The 20,437-nt window shown below is 74.8% G+C and carries 13 protein-coding genes; 8 read left to right on the forward strand and 5 right to left on the reverse strand.

The genetic code is table 11. From position 1 onward, the window contains the following. The first annotated feature begins 42 nt into the window (after nucleotides 1–42). The 8 genes from AAW13_RS28025 to AAW13_RS28060 all read left to right on the forward strand — a co-directional run bounded on the left by AAW13_RS28025 (nucleotide 43) and on the right by AAW13_RS28060 (nucleotide 15,084). Entirely contained in the window at nucleotides 43–897 is an 855-nt protein-coding gene (locus tag AAW13_RS28025; protein ID WP_046729353.1) for a DUF4132 domain-containing protein, read from the forward strand. Next, nucleotides 894–5,828, forward strand: coding sequence for a hypothetical protein (locus AAW13_RS28030; RefSeq protein ID WP_046729354.1), 4,935 nt, complete (start codon nucleotides 894–896; stop codon nucleotides 5,826–5,828). The genes AAW13_RS28025 and AAW13_RS28030 overlap by 4 nt, the downstream gene beginning before the upstream one ends. Beyond that, nucleotides 5,825–7,027 carry an ATP-binding protein gene (locus tag AAW13_RS28035; RefSeq protein ID WP_046729355.1) on the forward strand — a complete coding sequence of 401 codons (1,203 nt, stop codon included), beginning with the start codon at nucleotides 5,825–5,827 and terminating at the stop codon, nucleotides 7,025–7,027. Before AAW13_RS28030 ends, AAW13_RS28035 begins: the two co-directional genes overlap by 4 nt. 103 nt (nucleotides 7,028–7,130) lie before the next feature. Continuing rightward, the gene (locus AAW13_RS28040; protein ID WP_079179000.1) at nucleotides 7,131–10,682 is read left to right on the forward strand and encodes a vWA domain-containing protein; all 3,552 of its coding nucleotides are present in this window, start codon (nucleotides 7,131–7,133) and stop codon (nucleotides 10,680–10,682) included. Then, complete coding sequence (locus AAW13_RS28045) at nucleotides 10,679–12,463, forward strand: hypothetical protein (protein ID WP_071659712.1); 1,785 nt, start codon at nucleotides 10,679–10,681, stop codon at nucleotides 12,461–12,463. Before AAW13_RS28040 ends, AAW13_RS28045 begins: the two co-directional genes overlap by 4 nt. 153 nt (nucleotides 12,464–12,616) lie before the next feature. Beyond that, nucleotides 12,617–13,432: a helix-turn-helix transcriptional regulator gene (locus AAW13_RS28050; protein ID WP_046729357.1), complete on the forward strand. Its 816-nt coding sequence runs from the start codon at nucleotides 12,617–12,619 to the stop codon at nucleotides 13,430–13,432. 282 nt (nucleotides 13,433–13,714) lie between these two features. Then, nucleotides 13,715–14,329 carry a DUF1326 domain-containing protein gene (locus tag AAW13_RS28055; RefSeq protein ID WP_046729358.1) on the forward strand — a complete coding sequence of 205 codons (615 nt, stop codon included), beginning with the start codon at nucleotides 13,715–13,717 and terminating at the stop codon, nucleotides 14,327–14,329. Then, nucleotides 14,326–15,084: a DUF2182 domain-containing protein gene (locus AAW13_RS28060; RefSeq protein WP_046729359.1), complete on the forward strand. Its 759-nt coding sequence runs from the start codon at nucleotides 14,326–14,328 to the stop codon at nucleotides 15,082–15,084. The genes AAW13_RS28055 and AAW13_RS28060 overlap by 4 nt, the downstream gene beginning before the upstream one ends. Nucleotides 15,085–15,120: 36 nt before the next feature. Here AAW13_RS28060 and AAW13_RS28065 read toward each other — a convergent pair whose 3' ends face one another. From AAW13_RS28065 to AAW13_RS28085, 5 genes are read right to left on the reverse strand one after another with little or no spacing between them, the layout of a single operon-like run. Continuing rightward, nucleotides 15,121–16,284 (reverse strand): MFS transporter, encoded by a 1,164-nt coding sequence (locus tag AAW13_RS28065; RefSeq protein WP_046729360.1) that lies wholly within the window; start codon nucleotides 16,282–16,284, stop codon nucleotides 15,121–15,123. Continuing rightward, nucleotides 16,284–16,796, reverse strand: coding sequence for a GNAT family N-acetyltransferase (locus tag AAW13_RS28070; RefSeq protein ID WP_046729361.1), 513 nt, complete (start codon nucleotides 16,794–16,796; stop codon nucleotides 16,284–16,286). Before AAW13_RS28070 ends, AAW13_RS28065 begins: the two co-directional genes overlap by 1 nt. Beyond that, complete coding sequence (locus tag AAW13_RS28075; RefSeq protein ID WP_046729362.1) at nucleotides 16,793–17,971, reverse strand: type III PLP-dependent enzyme; 1,179 nt, start codon at nucleotides 17,969–17,971, stop codon at nucleotides 16,793–16,795. The genes AAW13_RS28070 and AAW13_RS28075 overlap by 4 nt, the downstream gene beginning before the upstream one ends. An 8-nt stretch (nucleotides 17,972–17,979) precedes the next feature. Further along, nucleotides 17,980–19,287: a DUF6271 family protein gene (locus AAW13_RS28080; protein WP_046729363.1), complete on the reverse strand. Its 1,308-nt coding sequence runs from the start codon at nucleotides 19,285–19,287 to the stop codon at nucleotides 17,980–17,982. Then, a complete protein-coding gene (locus AAW13_RS28085; protein WP_046729364.1) occupies nucleotides 19,269–20,342 on the reverse strand; it encodes a phytanoyl-CoA dioxygenase family protein in 1,074 nt (357 codons plus the stop codon). Before AAW13_RS28085 ends, AAW13_RS28080 begins: the two co-directional genes overlap by 19 nt. Nucleotides 20,343–20,437 lie beyond the last annotated feature (95 nt).

Consider the following 20,437-nt stretch of genomic DNA (forward strand, 5'->3'; position numbering starts at 1 on the left):
ACAGTTCCCAGCACTTGATCACTGCGGTGCGGGGAGGCACGCATGGGGTGGGTGACGGCCGGGGACTACGAAGTGGCCCTGGACGACGGGAAGGTGGTCTGCCGCAACGCGGCGGGGCGGCGGCTGAAGTCCGTGCCGGCGAAGCTGGCGGACGATCCGGCCGTGATCGGACTGCGGCAGCTCACCGAGTGGCTGGAGCGGCACGAACGGCAGTGCCTGGCCGACGTGGAGCGGTGGATGACCCGTTCGCTGCCGGTACCGCTGGCCGTCCTCACCCAGGTCTGGCCGGACCCGGCCTGGCAGTCGGCGCTGCGTGACCTGGTCGTCACCGGCGCCGACGGGGAGGTGGCCGGGTTCCTCCGGGACGCCGACACCGGCCGCGGGCTCGGGCTCGTCGACCTCGACGGCGACACCGTGCGCATCACGCCCGAACTGGTCCGCCTGCCGCACCCGGTGCTCCTCGACGACCTGGAGGAGCTGCGGGAGTTCGCGGTGGAGCTGGGGATCGAGCAGAAGGCGCAGCAGCTGTTCCGCGAGGTCTGGCACCGCCCGGCGACGCTGGACGCGGAGGGCACCCAGGTCGAGGAGTACGCGGGCGGGGTCTTCAAGGAGCTGCGGTTCCTGCACGGCCGGGCCGGCTCACTGGGGTACCGGGTGCGCGGCGGACACGCGGTGTGCTCCGTGCTGGAGGCGGGCCGCCAAGTGGAGGCCCGGGTCTGGGTCGGCGACTTCGACGGCTACTACGAGACGGAGACCGGTCCGCTGGCGTGGACCGACCCGGCGGGGCGGCCGCTGAAGCTGGGGCAGGTCGGCCCGGTCGCCTGGTCGGAGGGCATGCGGATGGCGGCGGCGCTGTACGCGGGGCGGGACATCGAGGACGAGGAGCGGGCCGCATGACCACGTACGACGAGACCACCACCGCCGCGTTGCTCGACGCCGGCGCGATCCTGCCCGCGGGCACCACCGGACGCGAGGACGCCGACGTCCTGACCGCCCGCACGTACACCCACCCCGCCCTGGACGACCGCCGGGTGGTGCGGCTGGTGCCTGGCACCCTCGGTGAGGCCGAGGACCTGGCCCTGGACTTCCTCGGCCTGGCCCGGGACCCGGAGGCGCCCGAGGTGGGCCAGGTGCGCCGGGAGACCCTGGGCTTCCCCGCCTGGGCGCTGGTCCACGACCCGGCCAACGGCCACCATGCCCTAGCCCTGGTCAAGGACGTGGAGCGGCTGGCCCGGCAGGCGAAGTCCAAGCCGGGCAACGCCAAGGAGGGTTTCGAGACGCTCGGCGAGCGGCTGGGCCGTGCGGTCCCGCAATTCCTGCCCACGTTCTACGAGCAGGCCGCGCGGGTCTTCCTCCAGCACGAGAACACCACGTACGCGGCCGCCTTCTTCGGCAAGGCCCGCGAGGCGGAGCGGGTGCACGCCCTCGCGGTCGACGAGGAGCGGCAGCGGGCGGTGTTCCTGGAGTTCGCGTTCGCCGGTGCGCTCACCGTGAAGGCGCTCAAGGAGTACGTGCGGGACCTGGCGCGGCGGCTCGAACCGGGCGTCGCCTGGGCGCAGTTCCGGCAGCTGACGGTGGAGCGCTGCGCGGCCGGGATGCCGCCGTACGCCTCGCTGCCGCAGGACGCGCGCGGCCTGGTCAAGGCGGCCGGTCTCGACCGGGTCACCGAGGAGTGCGCCCTCGTCGCCGACCTGCTGGTGTCCCCGGCGGCGGTACGGGCGCCCGCCTCCTTCTGGAACGCCTACCGCACGGTGCTGCCCGTCCTCGCCGAGCGGCGGCCCGAACTGCGGGTGCGACTGCTGGAGATCATGCCGGCCGGTCTGGGCCGTGAGGTGGCGGACGACGAGTCCTGGCTGGCGCTGCTCGCCGAGTGCGGGGCCGACCTGCTGCTCACCGAGGAGGGCGGCGAGGCCGACGCGGCGGACTGGCTGACCCGGTGGGCCCAGCACCGCAAGCACGGCGCGGCGTACTCGCACCGCTCCCCGGCGACGCTGGCGCTGGTCGAGCGGATGGTGCCGCGGCTGCGCGCGGCCGGCCGGCCCGTCGACCTGTTCACCGGTCGCTGGCGGGCGGGGGCCGACCTCGACCTGCTGGACCTGTGCGTGGCGGAGGGCGTCGCCCTGACCGTCCCCGATCCGGACGAGGAGGTGTACCTGCCGCTCGGCACGTGGCTGGGTGACGAGCGGCCCGGCCGGCGTGACCTCCGGGCCGTCGCGGCCGAACCCCGGTACCGCTCCCTGCTGTCCGCGGCCGTCGAGGGGCTGGGCCGCGGGCAGGGCAAGGACCTGGCCGCGGCCGCCGCGCATCCGGTGCTCGGTGAGGTGCTGCGCGAGTGGCTGCGGGAGGCGGCCGCGGAGTTCGCCGCCGCCGCGGGACTGCCCGCGGTCGAGGCGCGGCTGGAGCGACTGCGCCCGTTCCGGGCGGTGTTGCAGGAGAGTCCGCAGGCGGTCCGCCTGCTCGGCGGGTACGACATCCTTCCGGTCCTCGGCCGCACCCTGCGGGCCGGCGTCCTGGACGAGCTGGGCTGGGCCGCCCTGGACGAGGCGCTCGAACAGCTCGACACCGAGGTCCGCAAGGACCGGGACAACTCCCTCGCGGTCACCGAGGCATGGCCCGCGCTGATCCTGGCGCGCGGGCACCGTGCCGTCGTCGTCGGCCCCGACGGGATCCTGCTCACGCACGAACTGCGGCTGCCCATCCAGCTGGACCGCTGGCAGCGGCCCCGGTTCCGGTACACCGACGGCGAGTTGCTGGTGATGTGGCGCGACGGAGCCAAGCAGTACGGCTACTGGTCGAACCGTCCGGCCGAGGTGTTCCCGGTCGGCGGCGAGCAGATCCCCAGCTGGTGGTCCGGCATGGACGCGGCCAACGCGTCGATCCCGCTGCCCGGTGGCGGCCGGGCGACGGGTGGGCGCACCCTGCACGCCGGGGACACCGTCCTGCCGCCGAGCCGCCCGGTGATCGGCGACGGCGTCACGTACTGGCGTCAGGGCCGGCAGGGCACGCAGTCGGTGTGGCTGGAGTACGACCCGGCGACCGGTGAGCACGGACGTGCCTCGCTGCCCGCGCTGCTGGCGTCGGCCGTCCGCGAGGACGCCTCGCTGCGGCACGGCTCCTGCGAGGTGCTGCCGCTCCAGCCCGGTCTTGAGACCAGCCCGTTCGGCACCGACGGCACGGTGCTCGGGCGGTGGGTGCGCACGGAGGGCGAGGGGGCCGAGGCGCGCACCGTCGCCGGTACTCCGGACGGGCGGACGGCCACGCTGCGGGCCGCGGTCAACGGCCGGGTGCCGCTGGGGGCGCTGCGGCTGCCGGGCGGGGCCGAGCCGGTCGTCGCGCAGACGTACCAGAGCGTCGCCCTGCACGCGGGTGACGGCACCGAACTCGGCCGGGTGTCGTTCGGCGAGTCGGGCGGGGCGTACGCGGCGGGGACCCGGCTAGTGCCGCCGGTCCCGTTCTGGCACGCGCTGCGCCCCCGCGACGAGCGCGGATCGGCCGTGCTGCGCGCCCTGACCGACGAGTCGGCAGGGGAACTGCTGCGGACCACGGCGACGGCACTGGCCGAACGGCGGGAGGCGCTGGCCCGGGCCGGTGAGGACGCACAGGCCAGGGCCGCGGTGCCGGCCGCCGACCAGGTCGCGGTGACCGCGGTGGCGCGGGCCCTGCCCGAGCTGACCGACCGGCGGCTGCTGGCCGGGGTGGCCGCACTCGTCCACGCGGCCCTGCGCGCCACCGAGTCGGCCTCGAACCTGGCGACCCCGCCGCGGGAGCTGCCGCGACAGCCGCGGCAGCGGACCGAGGGCATGTTCGCCGACTACAGCCCCGAGCACGGCGGTGACCGCGCGCTGCACGACGCCACCGCCGGCGTCGTGGCCGTGCAGAACGCGTGGCACAGCGGATTCGCCGCGCTGCGCCAGATCCGCTCGGTGAACCACGTGCTGTCCGGCAGGCCCGCCGACGGCAAACCGCTCGCCCACCGCGAACAGCACGCCGTGGGTGACGGCTGGCTGAGCGACGAACACACCGTCCCCGCCATCGGCGCCGTGTGGACGCCGGTCCTCGGCGTCCTGCGGGCGCTGGCCTACCGGGCCGCCTCGCCCGCGCTCTCCGCCGTCCAGCGCGAGCCGCTGCTCCTGCTGTTCGAGGCGCTGACCGAGGGGCCGCTCGCCGGCCTCGGGAGCACCCTGCGCGAGGTCGTGCTGGGCGAGCCGCACGACAAGCAGCAGCGGGCGGGCCAGGTGCTGCGCCGGGACGGCCGCACGGTGGTCGTGCTCGGCTGCCAGAGCGTGGACCCCCAGCTGGACAAGGTCGAGTGGCTGGCCCTGGACCACGACCCGTCCGGGGCGTTCGGCGCGGTCGGGCACTTCACTCTGGTCCACGAGACCCGGTACACCACCGGGACACCGGCGGACCGGCTCGCCCGGCTCACCCGGCTGGTACGGGAGAAGGGCGCCGCGCCCTGGCGGCCCGAGGCCCCCGCGGAACTGGTGTCCGCTACGGACGGCGGCCTGGGCCCCGTCCAGGCCACGGTGCTGCTGGCCGGCCTGCCGCAGGCACCCGCCGCCGAGGAGCTGACCACCATCGGGCTGAAGCCCCGGCAACGGGCCTTCGGCGCCGGACTGCTCACCGCGCTGGGGGTGGACGAACAGCGGGCGCTGCTGGGCGCGCTGTTGCCGGACGACCCCGCGGACCTGTGGACGGACGGCCCCCGCACGGCCGCAGCGGGCCGCCTGTGGGCCGAGCGGCTGGGCACCCTGGTACGGCCCCCTGAGGACCTCAGCACCGAGCTCGCCGGCATGGGGATCAGCCACGCCGAGACCGTACTCAACCCCGCCCGGGTTCCCTGGCTCAGCCGCACCACGGTGTTCCGGCCCGACGCGGACGGCGACCTGGCGCCCGCCGACCCGTCGGCGGTGCCGAGCTCGTACGCGCTCACCGGGGCCGTGGACAGCCTTTCCGCGCTCGCGTACGTCCTGCCGTACGGGCATCCGCTGCGGGCCGGGCTGCCGGACGGACTGGCCGCGCTGCGCCGCCGGCTGACCGACCCCGAGCTGCTGCTCGACCTGGGCCTGGACTGGACCGAGAAGGGCGGCCCGACCTCCGTCCAGCTGCGCAAGGTGTACGGCCTGCCCGAGACCGGCGGCGCAGACGCGCACGGGGTGACCCGGGCCGGGGACACGCTGGTCCTGCGCCCCTGGTATGCGGACACGGAGCACGTCATGCTCCGGCCGGCCGCGCTGAGCGGCCCCGACGACCCCGTCCTCGGGCTGCTGGAGGGTCTGGTCGGCGCCGGGCGCGGGGCCGCTCTGGGCACCGTCCGCACGCTCCTCGGCGACAACCTCGCGCGTGCCCTCGCTGCTCAGGGGCCCGCGGGGCACCCCCAGGACCCCACGGTCAGCGCGCCCGGGCTGGTGACGGAGGTCGCCGCGGCACACGGTCTGGGCGAGGACGCGGCGGCGCTCTACCTCCAGTTGCTGGCGCTGCCCGACCCGACCGACCGCAACTGCGCGCGCTGGACCGGCTGGAAGCCCGCCCGGGCGAAGAAGGCGCGTGCCGAGCTCGCGGCGACCGGCCTGGTCGTCGAGGCGAAGCGGCCACGTGCGGGCCGCACCCTGTTCCTGCCCTGCGGCTGGCGTGACCTCAGGGCCCCGGCCCTGCCGGTGGAGACCTGGAAGGAGGCCCTCTACCCGGTCTCCGACGGCGACCGCACGCTGCCGCTGGTCCCCGTGCCGGAGCTGTTCGCCCGCGCCTGGGAACGCGTACAGGCCGGGGACGCGCCCGCGTACGAGCAGCTGACCACCCGGGCGACCCGCCGAGGCCGCCGCCGATGACCACGATCCGCACCACCGCCGAGGACGACCCGTCGATGACCGTCACCACCGCCCCGCTCCGCCAGATCGTCCCGCCCGAGGACCGCTACGCCACCGAACTGGCCTTTCTCGCCGCGTACGACGCCGGGCCGCGCCCGCCCGCGTGGCGGCTCACGCCCCGGGCCGTCGTCACCTTCGTCATGGGCAGCGACGGCCGGGCGCTGCGGCTGCCCGACGACGCGGAGGTGCCGGCGGGGGTGCCGCGCCGGCTCGTCGTGGCGGGCAAGTTCGTCGGCGACCGGGCACTGGTGGAACGCTGTGTGGTGACGCTCGCCGGTGAGCGGGGGCTGCTGCTGGTCGGCGAGCCAGGCACCGCCAAGTCGATGCTGTCCGAGCTGCTGTCGGCCGCGGTGTGCGGCACCAGCGGTCTGGTCGTGCAGGGAACGGCGGGCACGACGGAGGACCAGCTCAAGTACGGCTGGAACTACGCCCTGCTGCTCGCGCAGGGCCCCAGCAGGCAGGCTCTCGTCCCGTCCCCCGTGCTCACCGCGATGTCCAGGGGTGCCGTCGCGCGGGTGGAGGAGGTCACGCGGTGTCTGCCCGAAGTCCAGGACTCGCTGGTGTCGTTGCTGTCCGAGCGGCGTATCGCGGTGCCCGAACTCGCTGGCACCGAGGACGCGTTGGCGCATGCCGCGCCCGGCTTCACGCTCATCGCCACGGCCAACCTGCGGGACCGGGGCGTCTCGGAGATGTCGGCGGCGCTCAAGCGGCGCTTCAACTTCGAGACGGTGGGCCCCATCCCGGACCTGGACGCCGAGACCGCGCTGGTCCGTGGGCAGGCCCGGGCGTCGGTGGAGCGGGCCGGGGCGCCCTTCCAGGTCGACGACGCGGTGCTGGAGGCTCTGGTGACCGCGTTCCGCGACCTGCGCGAGGGGCGGTCGGCCGAGGGCTGGGAGGTGGAGCGTCCGTCCACGGTGATGAGCACGGCGGAGGCGGTGTCGGTGGCGGGCGCGCTGGCCCTGGCCGCGGCCTACTTCCCGGGCGACCGCGACGTCCTCGGCCTGCTGCCCGGCCATCTCCTGGGGGTCGTGCGCAAGGACGACCCCGCCGACGCGGCCCGGCTGCGCGGCTACTGGGACGGCCCGGTCCGACGGCGCGCGGAGCAGGGCTCGGCGACCTGGCGCACCCTGTGGGACCTGCGCACGGTCCTGGAGGCGTGACGCCGTGCCCGACACCCCCGAAGACGCCGTGGCCGCCATGGCCGACTCCTCCGAGGACGCCGTGGCCGCCGTGCCCGACTCCTCCGAGGACGCCGTGGCAGCCATGGCCGACTCTCTCGAAGACGCCGTGGCCGCCGTGCCCGACTCCTCCGAAGACGCCGTGGTCCACTCCCCCGGGGCTGCACTCGCGGCCCTCACCGATCCGGCGGGTCCCTATCTGATCGGTGTACGGCACCACGCGCCGTCGCTGGCCGCGGCCGTGCCGGCCCTGTTGGACGGCGCGAAGCCGGACGTCCTGCTCGTGGAGCTGCCGGCCGAGTTGCAGGAGTGGCTGCCATGGCTCGCCCACGAGGAGACCCGGGCGCCGGTGGCGCTCGCCGCGGCACCGGCCGACGGCGGCGGTGGCCCGGCGTTCTACCCGTTCGCGGACTTCTCCCCGGAGCTGGCGGCGGTGCGGTGGGCCGCACGGCACCAGGTGCCGGTGGTGGCGTGTGACCTGCCGCTGGCCGACCGGGGGTGGCAGGAGCGGGAGCCCGCGGCGGCGCAGGGTCCGGGCGGGCTCTCGGCCGCCCTGCGCTCCCGGCTCACGGGCCGTCCCGGGGACGACCTGTGGGACCGGCTGGTGGAGACGGCCGCGCCCGGATCGACCCCGGAGGCACTGCGCCGGGCGGCCCTGCTGGCGGGGTGGGCGCTGCGGACGGAGTCGGCCGTGCCGGAGGTGGATCTGCGGCGGGAGGAGTGGATGCGCGCACGGCTGGCCGAGGCGACGGCGAAGGGTGAGCGAGCGGCCGCGGTGGTCGGCGCCTTCCACACACCCGCGCTGGTGCGCCCGGCCAGGGGTGCGGGGCCGCGATCGACGTGCGGCTACCGCCGCGCGGGCGCGACGAGCCCCGGCCGGCCGGCACCCGAATGGACCACCTCCCTCATCCCCTACACCTACGCCCTCCTGGACGAGCGCTCCGGTTACCCGGCCGGTATCCGCGATCCCGAATGGCAGCACATGGTCCTCGAAGCGGCCGGTGAACCCACCGCTCTGGAGGACACGTTGACCCGCGCGGCGGTCCGGATCTGCGCCGCCCTCCGCGAGCAGGGCCACCCCTCGGGTCCCGCCGACGCGAAGGAGATCATCCGTCTCGCCGGGGACCTGGCGCGCCTGCGCAACCTGCCCGCCGCGGGCCGCGGCGAGCTGGTCGAGGCGGTCCAGACGGTACTGGCGCAGGGCGAACCGTACGGCCGGGGCCGAGCCGTCGCACGGGCGATGGAGACCGTCCTGATCGGCGGCCGCACCGGCCGGCCCGCCCCCGGCGCACCGCGCAGCGGCCTCGTCCCCGCGGTGGAGGCCGAGATCGCCGCGCTCGGTCTGCCCGGCCCGTCCGACGGCGCCCCCGGAACCGTCCGGGACCTGCGCCTCGACCCCCTCCGCTCGGATCTCGACCGCCGCCGTGAACTGCTGCTGCGCCGCCTGGCGTTGTGCTCGGTGCCGTACGCCGAGGCCAGGTCGGTGACCGGTGCCGGCGGCGCCGACGCGCTGACCTCACGCTGGGAGGTCCGCTGGACGCCGGCCACCGCCGCGATGCTGGCCGCGGCCGGGGTCCGCGGCGTCACCCTCGCCCAGGCCGCCGAGGGCCTGCTGCGCGAGCGGGCCCGCAAGGAACGGGACGCCGGCGGCCCCACCGCGGCACAGGTGCTCGACGGTCTGGAACAGGCGGCGCACTGCGGTCTGCCCGGACTCGTGGACGAACGGCTCGGTGACACCGCCGAGGTGCTGCCGGACTCCGGCACCCTCCCCGAACTCCTCACCGGCCTGGCCCTGACGGACCGCCTGCGGACCGGTCACATCGCGGGACTCGACCCCGACGAGGAGCGTGCCGCCAGGGCCGTCGCCGTGGCCGAGCTGCTCACGGCCGCGGCGGTGCGCCAGGTGGACGGCCTCACCGGGTCCGAGGATCCGGCCGACGCCCATGCCCTGCTCGAACTCGCCCACCGGGCCGACCTGTTGGGCGGTGTCCGGCTCACGGACGCGCTGGCCCGGCTCGCGGCCGACGGTTCCGCGTTGATGCGAGGTGCCGCCGGGGCCGTCCGGGTGCTGCTCGGCCAGGAGGATCCGGGGGCGTTCGGCGACCGGGTGGCGTCATGGATCGACGGGGCGGTCGACGCCGATTCCCGGTCCGCGCTCACCGCCCGGCTGACGGGGCTGCTCACGGCGGCCGGGCGGCTGCTGGAGGCGGCGGCACCGACGCTGGAGCCCCTGGTCGGCCGGGTGTCCGAGCTGTCCGACGCGGACTTCCTCGCCCGGCTCCCGGCCCTGCGCGGCGGTTTCGACACGCTGAGCCCGGCCGACCGGGAGCGTCTGCTGACCGGTGTCGAAGGGCGTCTGGGCACCGACCGGCTGGCCGACACCGGCGCGGTCGACCCCGCCGACCTGGCCACCTGGACGGGCGCGGACCTCGCCGCCCGCGAGACGCTGCGCGCGCTCGGCCTGCTGCCCGCGCCCCGGGTGCGGACGGAACCCGAGACGGTCGGCACCGCCGTTCCGGTCACGGAGGACCGCCGGCTGTCGCCCGCCGACCGCTGGCGTCTGCTCCTGGGCCGGCGGTCCGACCGGCTTCCCCCGTCGGCACGGGCGCTGGCCACCGCCCTGGACGAGCTGTACGGCAGTGGGCGCGGCGAGGGCAGCCGGGGCGAGCTCGGCGGCGGGGGCGGCGGCGGGCGCGAGGCACCGTATCCGGGGGTGCGGGAGTGGTCGGAGGAGCTGGCGGCCCTGTTCGGGCCCGGGATCAGGGAGGAGGTGCTGGCGGCGGCCGCCGCGACGGGCCGTCAGGATGTGCTGGCCGAGCTGGACCCGGACACCGTGCGGCCCTCCGTGGACCTGCTGCGTTCGGTGCTGCGGCATGCCGGCGGGCTGCCCGAGGCCCGTCTTGCGGCACTGCGCCCGCTGGTACGCCGGCTGGTGGACGAGCTGACGCGGGAGCTGGCGACCCGGCTGCGCCCGGCGCTGCACGGCACCGTCCTGCCGCGTCCCAGCAGGCGTCCCGGCGGCGGCCTGGACCTGCCGCGCACCCTGCGGGCCAACCTGGCGACGGCCCGCCGGGCGTCGGACGGCACGGTCCGCGTGATCCCGGAGCATCCCGTCTTCCGGACCCGGGCCCGGCGAGCGGCCGACTGGCGGCTGGTCCTGGTCACCGACGTGTCGGGGTCCATGGAGGCGTCGACGGTCTGGGCGGCGCTCACGGCCTCGGTGCTGGCCGGTGTGCCGACGCTGTCCACGCACTTCCTGGCGTTCTCCACCGAGGTCATCGACCTCACCGAGCATGTCTCCGACCCGTTGTCGCTGCTGCTGGAGGTCAGCGTGGGCGGCGGCACCCACATCGCGGCCGGGCTGCGGCACGCGCGGGAGCTGGTGACCGTGCCGTCCCGCACGCTCGTGGTCGTGGTCAGCGACTTCGAGGAGGGCCATCCGGTCGGCGGGCTGCTCGCGGAGGTCAGGGCGCTGGTCGGGGCGGGTTGTCATGTGCTGGGGTGCGCGAGCCTGGACGATTCGGGGCGCCCGCGCTACTCCACCGGGGTGGCGGGGCAGTTGGTCGGCGCCGGGATGCCGGTGGCCGCGCTCAGCCCGCTGGAACTCGCCCGCTGGGTAGGGGAGAAGATCGCATGAGTACCGAACTGCCCGCGGTCGCCCCGGCCGTGACCGCCGAGCTGGTCGCGGCTCTCTCGCCGCGGCTGCGCAAGCGGTTGGACGCGTGGGTCGCCAAGCTGGCGGACCGCCCGGTCGTCCGGGACGGCGACACCGTGCGCGTCACCGTCGACGACGAGGGGTCCGTGCTCGAACTGCGCGCCCCCGGTGGCGTCGTGACCGACCCCGCGGCCGTCCGCTGCGGCTGCCTGCTGGCCCCGGACTGCCTGCACCGGGCGGCAGCGGCCTCGGCGGCCCCGGTGGCCGACACGCCGACCGGTGATGCCGGTGCAGCCGATGAGGCGGGCGAAGCCACCGAGGCCGGCGAAGCCACCGGGGCCGGGGAGGCCGCGAGGACCGCCGAGGAGGCGGCGCCGGAGTCCGCCGTCCCCGCGGCCGGCACCGCCGACGCACCCGCCACGGCCCCTCAACTCGCCGCCGCGCAGGCCGTCCTCGACGCCGTGGCCGCCGTTCTCGACGCCGGCACCGACGGTGGCGGTGCCGTGCTCCAGGCGGAGTTGCTGCGGGCCGCGCACACCGCGCGCCTCGCCGGTCTCCCCCGGGCCGCCTCCGCGGCGGTCTCCGTGGTCACGGCGTTGCGCGCGGCGCGCGCCGCGGACCCGGCGTTCCGGCTCGCCGAGCTCGTCACCGCCCTGTCGGAGGCGCTGTACGTGGCCCACCGGGTGCCGTCGTCGACCGGCCGCGAGCTGACCGAACTGCGGGGCACCGTAAGGCAGTCGTACACCCCCGACGGTTCACTGCGCCTGTACGGCCTGTTCTCCGAGCCCGTGCTCACCGCGAGCGGCTACGCGGGAGCGGTCACCTGGACCGCGGACGCCGCCGGCCGGCTGTGCAGCGTCTCGGACGTGGCCCCCGGCGGCGCGGGCCGCGCGGTGGGCGCCGCCGACCGTGCCGTACGCGTCGGTGACACGGCCCTGACGCACCGGGAGTTGTCGCGGGCGGGCCTCGCGGTCTCCGGGGCGACGCTGTCGCCGACCGGGCGGCTCGGCGCCGGCAAGGGGGTACGGGCCGTGCGTGCCCCGGGTGTGGACTGGCGGGCCGAGCCACTGGACCGGTGGTGGGCGGTGCCGGTGACCGAGCAGGTCGGGCGGGCCCTCGGCGGCGGCCACGACCTGCTGTTCCTGGAGGTGACGCCGGTCGGCACGGTGCGGGAGGCGGCGGGTGACTGCCTGCTGGCCGACTGCGGCGGGCTGCCGCTGCGGCTGACGGTGGCGCACGACCATCCGGCGCTGCCGTTCCGCGACAACCTGCGGCTGCTGGCCGCCGCCCGGGGCAGCCGGCTGCGCGTGATCGCACGGCTCGTCCCGGCCCCGCACGCCCGTGCCCGGCTGCTCGCGAGCGAGCACCCCACCATCGCCGGGCTCCGGGTCGACCTGGGGCTGGACCGGCTCCAGCAGGCGGACCTGCCCGCGCCGGAACCGGCCGGCACCGCGCCCACGCCCGCGGAGGCGCCCATCCATGTGCTGCGCCGCCGGGTCGAACAGGCGGCCTCGGGCGGCCGGCGTGTGCTGGCCTTCCCAGGGAACTCCGCGGCCGACGCGGCTCGTCTGGACCGGCACGGGCTCGCCACGGCCGGCGATATCCTCGACGAACTGCTCGCCGCGGCGGCGGAACGTTCGCGCGACGCCTTCGGCCGTCTCCTTCCGGCGGACACCGGCCGTTTCGCACGGGCCTGGCTGACCGCGGCGCGCTACACGGACGAGGTCGAGCGGGTGCTGTGCGCCGCCGCCTGGGGCGGTTGACCCGGCGCGACGACCGATCGCGGGCCGCCGCTCCCCCGTGCCGGCGGCCCGCGTGACCGGAGTCCTCCGGTCCGGTGTCGGTTGAAGCATGCGGCAGCCGGCCGGTGCGGGGGTATGCGTACAACTGCGTAGGGGACGGGCAGAGAGGAACACGTGTCACAGGGGCTGGAAAGGGCCTACGAACGCCTCACCGCGCTGGCCGTTGCCGCACTCAACGAACGTGAGCCCGACCGGCTCTGGCCCTTGCTGGCCGACGCCCTGGCCGGCCTGTGCGGCGGTGAGACGCTGATCTACAAGCTGGACGACTGGAGCGAGGGTACGGGGACGCTCGGCATCTCGCCCGCCGCCGCCGTCGAGTTGGAGCGGCTCGGCGACGAGGAGACGGCGGTGCTGCGCTCGGGCTATCCGTTCGCCCGCCACTACGCGGCCGGTCCCGGGCGGACGCCGGTCACGGCCGGTCGGCTCGCGGGCCGCGACTGGGGGGTGAGCGCCACCGCGCGGGTACTCGGCGCCGCCCTGGACGTGAACCAGGTGCTGGGGCTCCCGCTGCCGGGGACGGTCGCGCCGATCACGGGTTGTCTGGTGTACCGCTCCGGTGGGGACTTCAGCGACGACCACGTGCGCGTCGCCGAGCGGGCGCAACCCCTGCTGGCCGCCGTCGAGCAGCAGCGGCGGCTGCTGGAACAGTGGCGGCGGTCGGCGGCCGAACCGGCGGGGCGCGTGGCGGACGGCGTGCTGACGCCGCGGGAGCTCACCGTCCTGCTCCTGCTCAGCGACGCGCTGACCGCCGACGCGATGGGACGCCGGCTGGGCATCTCGGCCCGCACCGTGCACAAGCACGTCGAGAACATCTACCGCAAACTCGGCACCCGCGACCGGATCAGCACGGTGCTGCGCGCCCAGCGGCTCGGGCTGGTGGCGACGCCGGAGCGGTCGGCGTCCGCCGGAGGTCCGACAGCCGGCCGGTGACCACCACGACGGAGACGACATCGCCGGAGACGACCCGGCCGGAGACGGCGGGATCGACGGAGACGACCCGGCCGGAGACGGCGGCGCCTTGTTCCCTCTCCCCCCGGTGCGGCAGGCAGCAGGCAGGGGGTCTGACCTGCGCGGCGGGGGTCGTCGGGAATAGGCTGGAGTGGAGTGGCACCGGGACGGAACGGGCCTCCCGATGTCCTTCCCTGTCGGACCACCGCCGAGCGCTTGTCGAGCATTTGCCGAGGGGGGTGTGGGAGAGGGAGGCGGAGAGCCATGCCCTGGCGTCTGAACGGCACGTATCTGGAGAGCTGCAACTGTGACGTGGTGTGTCCCTGCACCACCTCGGGCCTGACCGCCCCCGCCGACCACGAGCGCTGTCAGGTGACCTTCGCGTTCCACGTGGACCAGGGGGACGTGGACGGTGTGGACGTGTCCGGCCGCAGCGTGGCCGTCTTCGTCGACGCGCCCCGGGTGATGGCCGAGGGCGGCTGGCAGGTGGCGCTGTACCTCGACGCGGCCGCCGACGAGCGGCAGGCGGACGCACTGGGCAAGGTCTTCTCCGGTCAGGCCGGCGGCCCGATGGCGGCACTCGCCCCGCTCATCGGCGAGGTCATGGGCGTGGAGCGCGTTCCCATCGACTACCGCGACGACGGCCGCCGCCACGCCGCACGGGTCGGCGACGCCATCGACATCGAGATCGTGGACCAAGTCGCCCCGCAGTTCGGCGAGGACGGTCCGGTCATGAGCCTGACCGGCATCTTCCATCCGGCGAACAGCACGCTGACCGTTGCCCGGTCCACCCGGGCGACCGGCGCCGGCGTGTACGGCCGGTCCTGGGACTTCTCCGGCGGCAACGGCCATTCGGCGCCCTTCACGTGGTCCGCGTGACCGGCCGCCCGGTCACCGTCCGCCGTGGCACCGGTCCCGCGGGGCTGCTGCTGGTCGCGGCGGCCGCGGCCTGGGTCTGGCTGGTGACGCGCTGGGGCGGCATGGCCCCGATGCCGGGCACGATGGGCCTGGCTCTGCCCGCCTTCCTGGCCGTGTGGACGCTGATGACGGCCGCGATGATGCTGCCCGCCACGGCGCCGGTGGCCGCGCTGTACGCCCGGACCATCACCGTGCGCCGCGGGCCGCGCATGGTCGTGTTCACGATCGCCTACCTGCTGGTCTGGGCCGCGGCCGGGCTGCCGGCGTACGGCCTGGCGGTCGGCCTGGGCCGGGCGGCGGACCTCCCCGCCGTGGCGGGGACGGCGGTGGCCGCGGCCGTCTTCGCGGTCAACGGCGTCTACCAGCTCACCCCCCTCAAGGACCGCTGCCTGGCGAGGTGCCGCTCGCCGATCGGACTGATGCTGCGCTACGCCTCGTATCCGGGGTCGGCACGCGATCTGCGGGCCGGGGTCCATCACGGTGGCTTCTGCCTGGGCTGCTGCTGGTCGCTGATGGTGCTGCTGGCGGCGTTCGGCGCGATGAACCTGTGGGCCATGGCGGCGCTGACCGCGGTGATCACCGCGGAGAAGCTGGCTCCCGCGGGGCACCTGGTCGCGCGGGCCGTGGGGGTCACCTCGATCGCCCTGGCCGCCGCCGTCTTCTGGATTCCGGCGCTGGCTCCCGGTCTCACCGGCGGCGGCACGGCCGGCATGTGACGGCGACGGGGTGGCGGCCGGCGCGGCGGAGTGCGGTCAGCCGCTCGCCGGCGTCCACTGGATCCGTGTACTGCTCAGGGCGACCACGACCGCCGCCGTCGCGACCACGGCCAGGCCCCAGACCAGGCTGCTCGAGCCGGCCACGAACCCGATGAGCGGCGGCCCGGCCAGCAGCCCCGTGGTGCCCATCGCGGCGACCAGGGCCAGCGCCTCCGAGCCCTGTCTAGCGGCGGCCACGTAGACGCACGGGGTCACCGCCGCACAGCCCAGCCCGACGCAGGCGAACCCGATGAGGGCCGTCACCACTCCCCCGCTCACCAGCGCGAAGGCCAGCCCGGCGGCGGCCAGGGCGCTGCCGGACAGCACCACGCGGCCGTCGCCCCAGCGGGTGCGCCAGCCGTCCGCGAAGAGGCGGGCCAGCACCATCATGCCGGAGAACACGGCGATGCCCATGGGCGCCAACGCCGCGGTGGACCGGGCGACTTCCTTCAGGTAGAGGGCGGACCAGTCGTTCATGGCGCCCTCGGTCACCGTGCCGAACGCCATGGCGCAGCACATCCAGAGCGTGACGCGGGACGGCAGGCTCCAGCCGGTCCGGTTCCTGCTCCGCTTCGGCGCTGTGGCAGCCTCGTCCGTGAGCAGACCCGGGCGCGCCAGGGCCGCCAGCAGGACGAGGGCCGCGGCGGCGACCGCGAAGTGGGCCGCGACGGACGAGGTGGCCGCGTTCATGCCGGAGGCGAGCAGCGCGGCGAGCAGGGAGCCGGCGCTGAACGTCGCGTGCAGCCTGGCCATGGCGTTGCGTTCGTACCGGGTCTCCAGGGCCGTTCCCTGGGCGTTCATGGCCACGTTCAGGCATCCCACGCACACGCCGTCGGCCACCATGACCAGCAGGGCGACGGGGTAGTCCGGGGCGAAGGCGAGCCCCAGGAGCAGCAGGGTCAGGCAGAGGGCCGACAGCAGCGACAGGCGTGCCGAGCCCAGGCGTCGCATGAGCACCGGCACCAGCGGGAACGACGCCACGGCGCCGATGCCGGCCGCCATCAGCAGCACCCCCACCTCGGCCGCGGTCAGTCCGAGGTCCGCCTTGATGGCGGGGATGCGCGAGGCCCAGGTGGCGTACTGGAAGCCGAGGGAGCAGAACAGCGCGGCGATGGCCCACTGGCCGCGCTGGAAGGGGTCACGGACGGGGAACACGCACATCAACTCGTTTCGTCGACTCGGGACATGTACACGGCGTTCGCGCCGTAACCGCCCGGAGCGATCCCCGGGTGGGCGGTGAATCCGCGCGCCGACCAGAACCGCTCGCTGTGACCTACGGCGATCAGCGAGATCCGTTCGAAACCGCGCGCGCCGGCGGTCAGCGTGAGGTGGTCGAGGAGACGCCGTCCCAGTCCCCTGCCGCGCAGCCGCTCGGCGACGACGAGGTCGTGCAGGTGCAGGTTGCCCGAACGTCGCGCGGTGACCGCGGACTCCTCGGCCCGTCCGAGGTCCGGGTACCTGAACGGCGGATACGGCAGCGCCAGTACGTATCCGGCGGTCCGCGAGCCGACGTCCAGGACGAAGCAGGTCTCCGGCGAGGCGTCCGCCCTGGAGCGCAGGGCCGACTTCCCCTCGGACAGGCCGAGTTCGGCGTAGGCGCGGGCCTCGAGCGCGGCGACGGCGTCCCAGTCGGCGTCGTCGATGTGGCGTATGCGTACGCCGTCCCCGTTCACGGGTGTCCTTCGCCGACGCAGGTGTACGGGAGCGGGGCGAAGCCGTTGAAGCCCTGGGTCGTGTAGCTGATGGCGTAGGCGCCGGTGGCGAGGATCCAGACGGGGTCGCCGGACGCCAGGTTCCGGGGCACGGGGACGAGGGCGTGTCCCTGGGGGTAGGCGTCGTCGCTGTCGCAGGTGGGGCCGGCCACGACGGCGGGGACGTACTCGGCGTCGGGGTGGGTGGGGAAGACGAGCGGGTATTGCAGCGCGTCCATCTCGTAGAGGCCGTTGAACTTGCCACAGCTCAGGTAGAGCCAGTACTGGTGCTCGCCGTCCGGCCCCCGCCGCTCGGCGAGGCGGGCCACGTGGGCCCGGATCGCCCCGTGGTCGGCGACGAGGTGGCGGCCCGGTTCCATGACGAACGCGAGGTGGTCGCCGTGGACCTTCCTGAGGTGGCGCATGCCCTCGCGGACGACGGCGAAGATCTTGTCCAGCGGGGGTTCCAGGGGCCGGCCGTACCGGTCGAGGTAGCCCAGGGCCGGCAGGCCGCCGCCGAGGTTGACGTGGTCCAGCACGATGCCGCGCCGGGTGAGGGCGGTGAGCACGTCCGCCAGGCACTCGACGGCGTGGTGCCAGGCGTCCGCCGTCATCTGCTGGGAGCCGACGTGCACGGACAGCCCGGCGGGGGTCAGGCCCAGTTCCCGTGCTCTCCGGAGGATCCGGACCGCGTCCGCGGGTGCGCAGCCGAACTTGTTGCTCAGCCCCCACAGCGCCCCGTCGCCGCTGGTCGCGAGTCGGCAGAAGACCCGGGCTCCCGGGGCGTGGGCCGCGACGGCCGCCAGGTCCTCGGCGCTGTCGGTCACGAAGTCGCGGACGCCGAGGCGGTGGGCTTCGGCGATGTCCCGGTCGGACTTGACGGTGTTGCCGTAGTGCGTCCGGTCGGCCGGGACACCGGCGCGCAGCGCCTGCTCCAGTTCGCTGGGGCTCGCCCCGTCGACCCCGGCGCCCAGCCGGGCGAGGTGGGTCAGCACCTCGTCCACCGGGCAGGTCTTCATGGCGAAGCGGACGGCGACGTCCGGCAGTTCGCGCCGGAGGGTGTCGTAGCGGCTCTCGATTCCGGCCAGGTCGAAGAAGATCCGGTCCTCGGTGGCGCCGGCCAGCGCGGCGAGCAGCGGTGCGGACTCGTGCGTCATCGTCGCCCTCACCGTCGCCGCGGTACGGAGGTGAGCGCGGCCGCCCGCACCAGCGGCTCCCACGCCTCCACCAGCAGGGCGAAGTCCTCGATGTCACGGCGCGCCTCGTCGAGGAGCCGTTCCCGGCGCCGTGCCAGCAGGTCGGCGAACTCGGCATAGCGGCCGCCGAGTTTGCGGTACGCGGTGTCGAGGACGTCCAGCCGGTGGATGTTCTCACCGCGGTCGAGCCCGGCGCTCTCCCTCACCAGCCGGGCCACGACGGACGCGCGCACCTCTCCCCGGTCGTCCAGGAGTGCCGCACCGGCCCGCGCCATCCGGTCGTAGACGAAGTTGAAGTAGAGCATCGACAGCAGGAACTTGACGAAGCGCAGCTGGTAGGCGGCGAACCCGGCGTCGGTACGGCGTTCGCCGGTGTAGAAGTTGACGATGTTCCGGTTGTGCAGGACGCCGGGCTGCCCGGCGTCGTGGACCAGGTGGATCAGGAAGTAGTCGCTGCCGATCGTGTCGGTCGCGGGCGGCAGCGGGACCCGTTCGTGCAGGCCGTGGAAGGCGATGTTGCACATGTCCACGCGCATCGGGTCGACCAGGGTGAGGGTGGAGCGGTCGGCGGTGAAGGCCTCCGTGCCGGCGCCCCGGAAGGACTCGTCGACGAGTTGCGTCTTCTGCTCGTCGGACCAGTGCGCCGGGGCCCACAGGCCGACCATGTCGTGGTACACGGCTGGGTCGGTCCGCAGTATCTCCCCGATGTCCACGGAGAGTTCGCCGATGAAGGAACTGCCGACCATGGCGACCCGCCGGTCCATGTGGCCGGCGGCCAGCGTGGTCTCGGTGACGTGCCGGGCGGCGTCGGCCGCCCGTCTGCCCAGGGAGGTCAGTTCGTGGTGGACGGGGAAGACGGTTCGTCCGTCCACCACCTGGTACCGGCTGTCGGAGTCCCGGCGGTGGACGGACTCGCAGCCGAGTCCGGCGGCGAGGAGGAAGGCGCGGTTGGTGCAGGCGCCGTAGGAGAGGCCGGCCGGAAGCATCAGGTCCAGCAGGTGGTCGGGGTCCGGCGCCGCGGACCGGTCGGCCGTCCGCCGGAGGAAGTCCCGCTGCTGTGCCTCGTCGAGGTGGTGTACGACGATCCGCGGGTCCGCCGGGATCCGGCGCACGGCCTCGGCGTGCTCCGCGTGGGCCGGTGCGGCGCAGGAGTCCAGGACGAGCAGGTGCACCTCGACGTCGAAGTGCCGGACGGCGTGGGCCGCTTCCTCGGCCACGGCCGTGATGGTCGCCGCGCAGGGTCTGTTGGTCGGCAGGGTCAGGCAGATTCGGCGCATGTCTCTTCTCCGGCCGGCGGGGTCGTCCCGTCGAGGTCCGCCCCGGTCCAGGATGTGAGGCCGAGCAGTCTGGCGCCGAGTTCGTCGAGCGTGGCCCGCCCGTACCGCAGGGACTCGTGGCGGATGGCGTCGCCGAGCAGCGTGCCGTTCCAGTCGGGGGTGGCGAGCGTGCGCCAGGACTCGACCCGGGAACGCCGGAGCGTCTCGTGGGACTCCAGGGCCGGCATCATCGAGAGGTACTGGACCGCGCGTACCTCCTGGTCGGCGGTGTTGGGTGCCACGCCGTGCGCCAGCAGGCCGTTGAAGATCAGCAGGTCGCCGGCCTCCAGCTCCGGTCGCACCACGGGGAACTCCGCGCGGTCGATCCTGGGCCGGATCGGGTCGCGGTCCTCGGGCTGGAAGGCCTTCCACTGGTCGAACCGCTTGAACAGCTCAGGGCAGCACTGGAAGCCGCCGAGTTCCGGCCTGGTGTCGGTCAGGGCGATGATCCCCTGCACCCGCTGCGGCGGCACACCGAGCGTGGTGTCGACGTCCCAGTGCAGCTCGATGTCGAAGCCCTCGTCCGTGCGCGGGATCAGGGCCCGGTCACGGGTCCTGATGTTGGGCGGGTTCAGGTTGAGCCGGTCGAGCGTCACCCACAGCTCTTCGCAGTCCCAGACGTCGACGAACGCGTCGTAGACCCGCCGGTTCTGGCGGCTGTCCCAGATGAGCTGGTGGTGGTAGGCCTCGACGAAGCCGTAGATGTGCAGTTCCCGGTCGAGGTCGGAGCGGTACTCGCGCTCCTCGTACCAGCTCTCCGGACGCTCGGGGTCGAGTCCCTGGAACTCCCAGGCGAAGTCCAGCAGTCGGCGGGCCGACGCGGCGGGGACGGCCTGCTTGACCACCACGTAGCCGTAGGTCTGCCAGAAGGCGAAGTCCTCCTCGGACAGCACTCGCAGGGGGCGGGTCTTCTTCAGGTCCCGCAGGGGTGTCGGGGCGAGGTAGGTCTCGCCGTCCGAGCTGAAGTAGGGGGTGTTCGAGGGCGCTCGATGGAGATAACGGTCAGTCGTGGGCATAACGGTGCTCCACACCTCGTTCTCAGGTACCGGTGACCCAGCCGGGCCGCCAACTGCGCGGAGTGAGGGGCGGGGACCGTAGCGGCAGGGTCACT

It is taken from the genome of Streptomyces humi (assembly GCF_001005085.2).
Classification (GTDB): domain Bacteria; phylum Actinomycetota; class Actinomycetes; order Streptomycetales; family Streptomycetaceae; genus Streptomyces; species Streptomyces humi.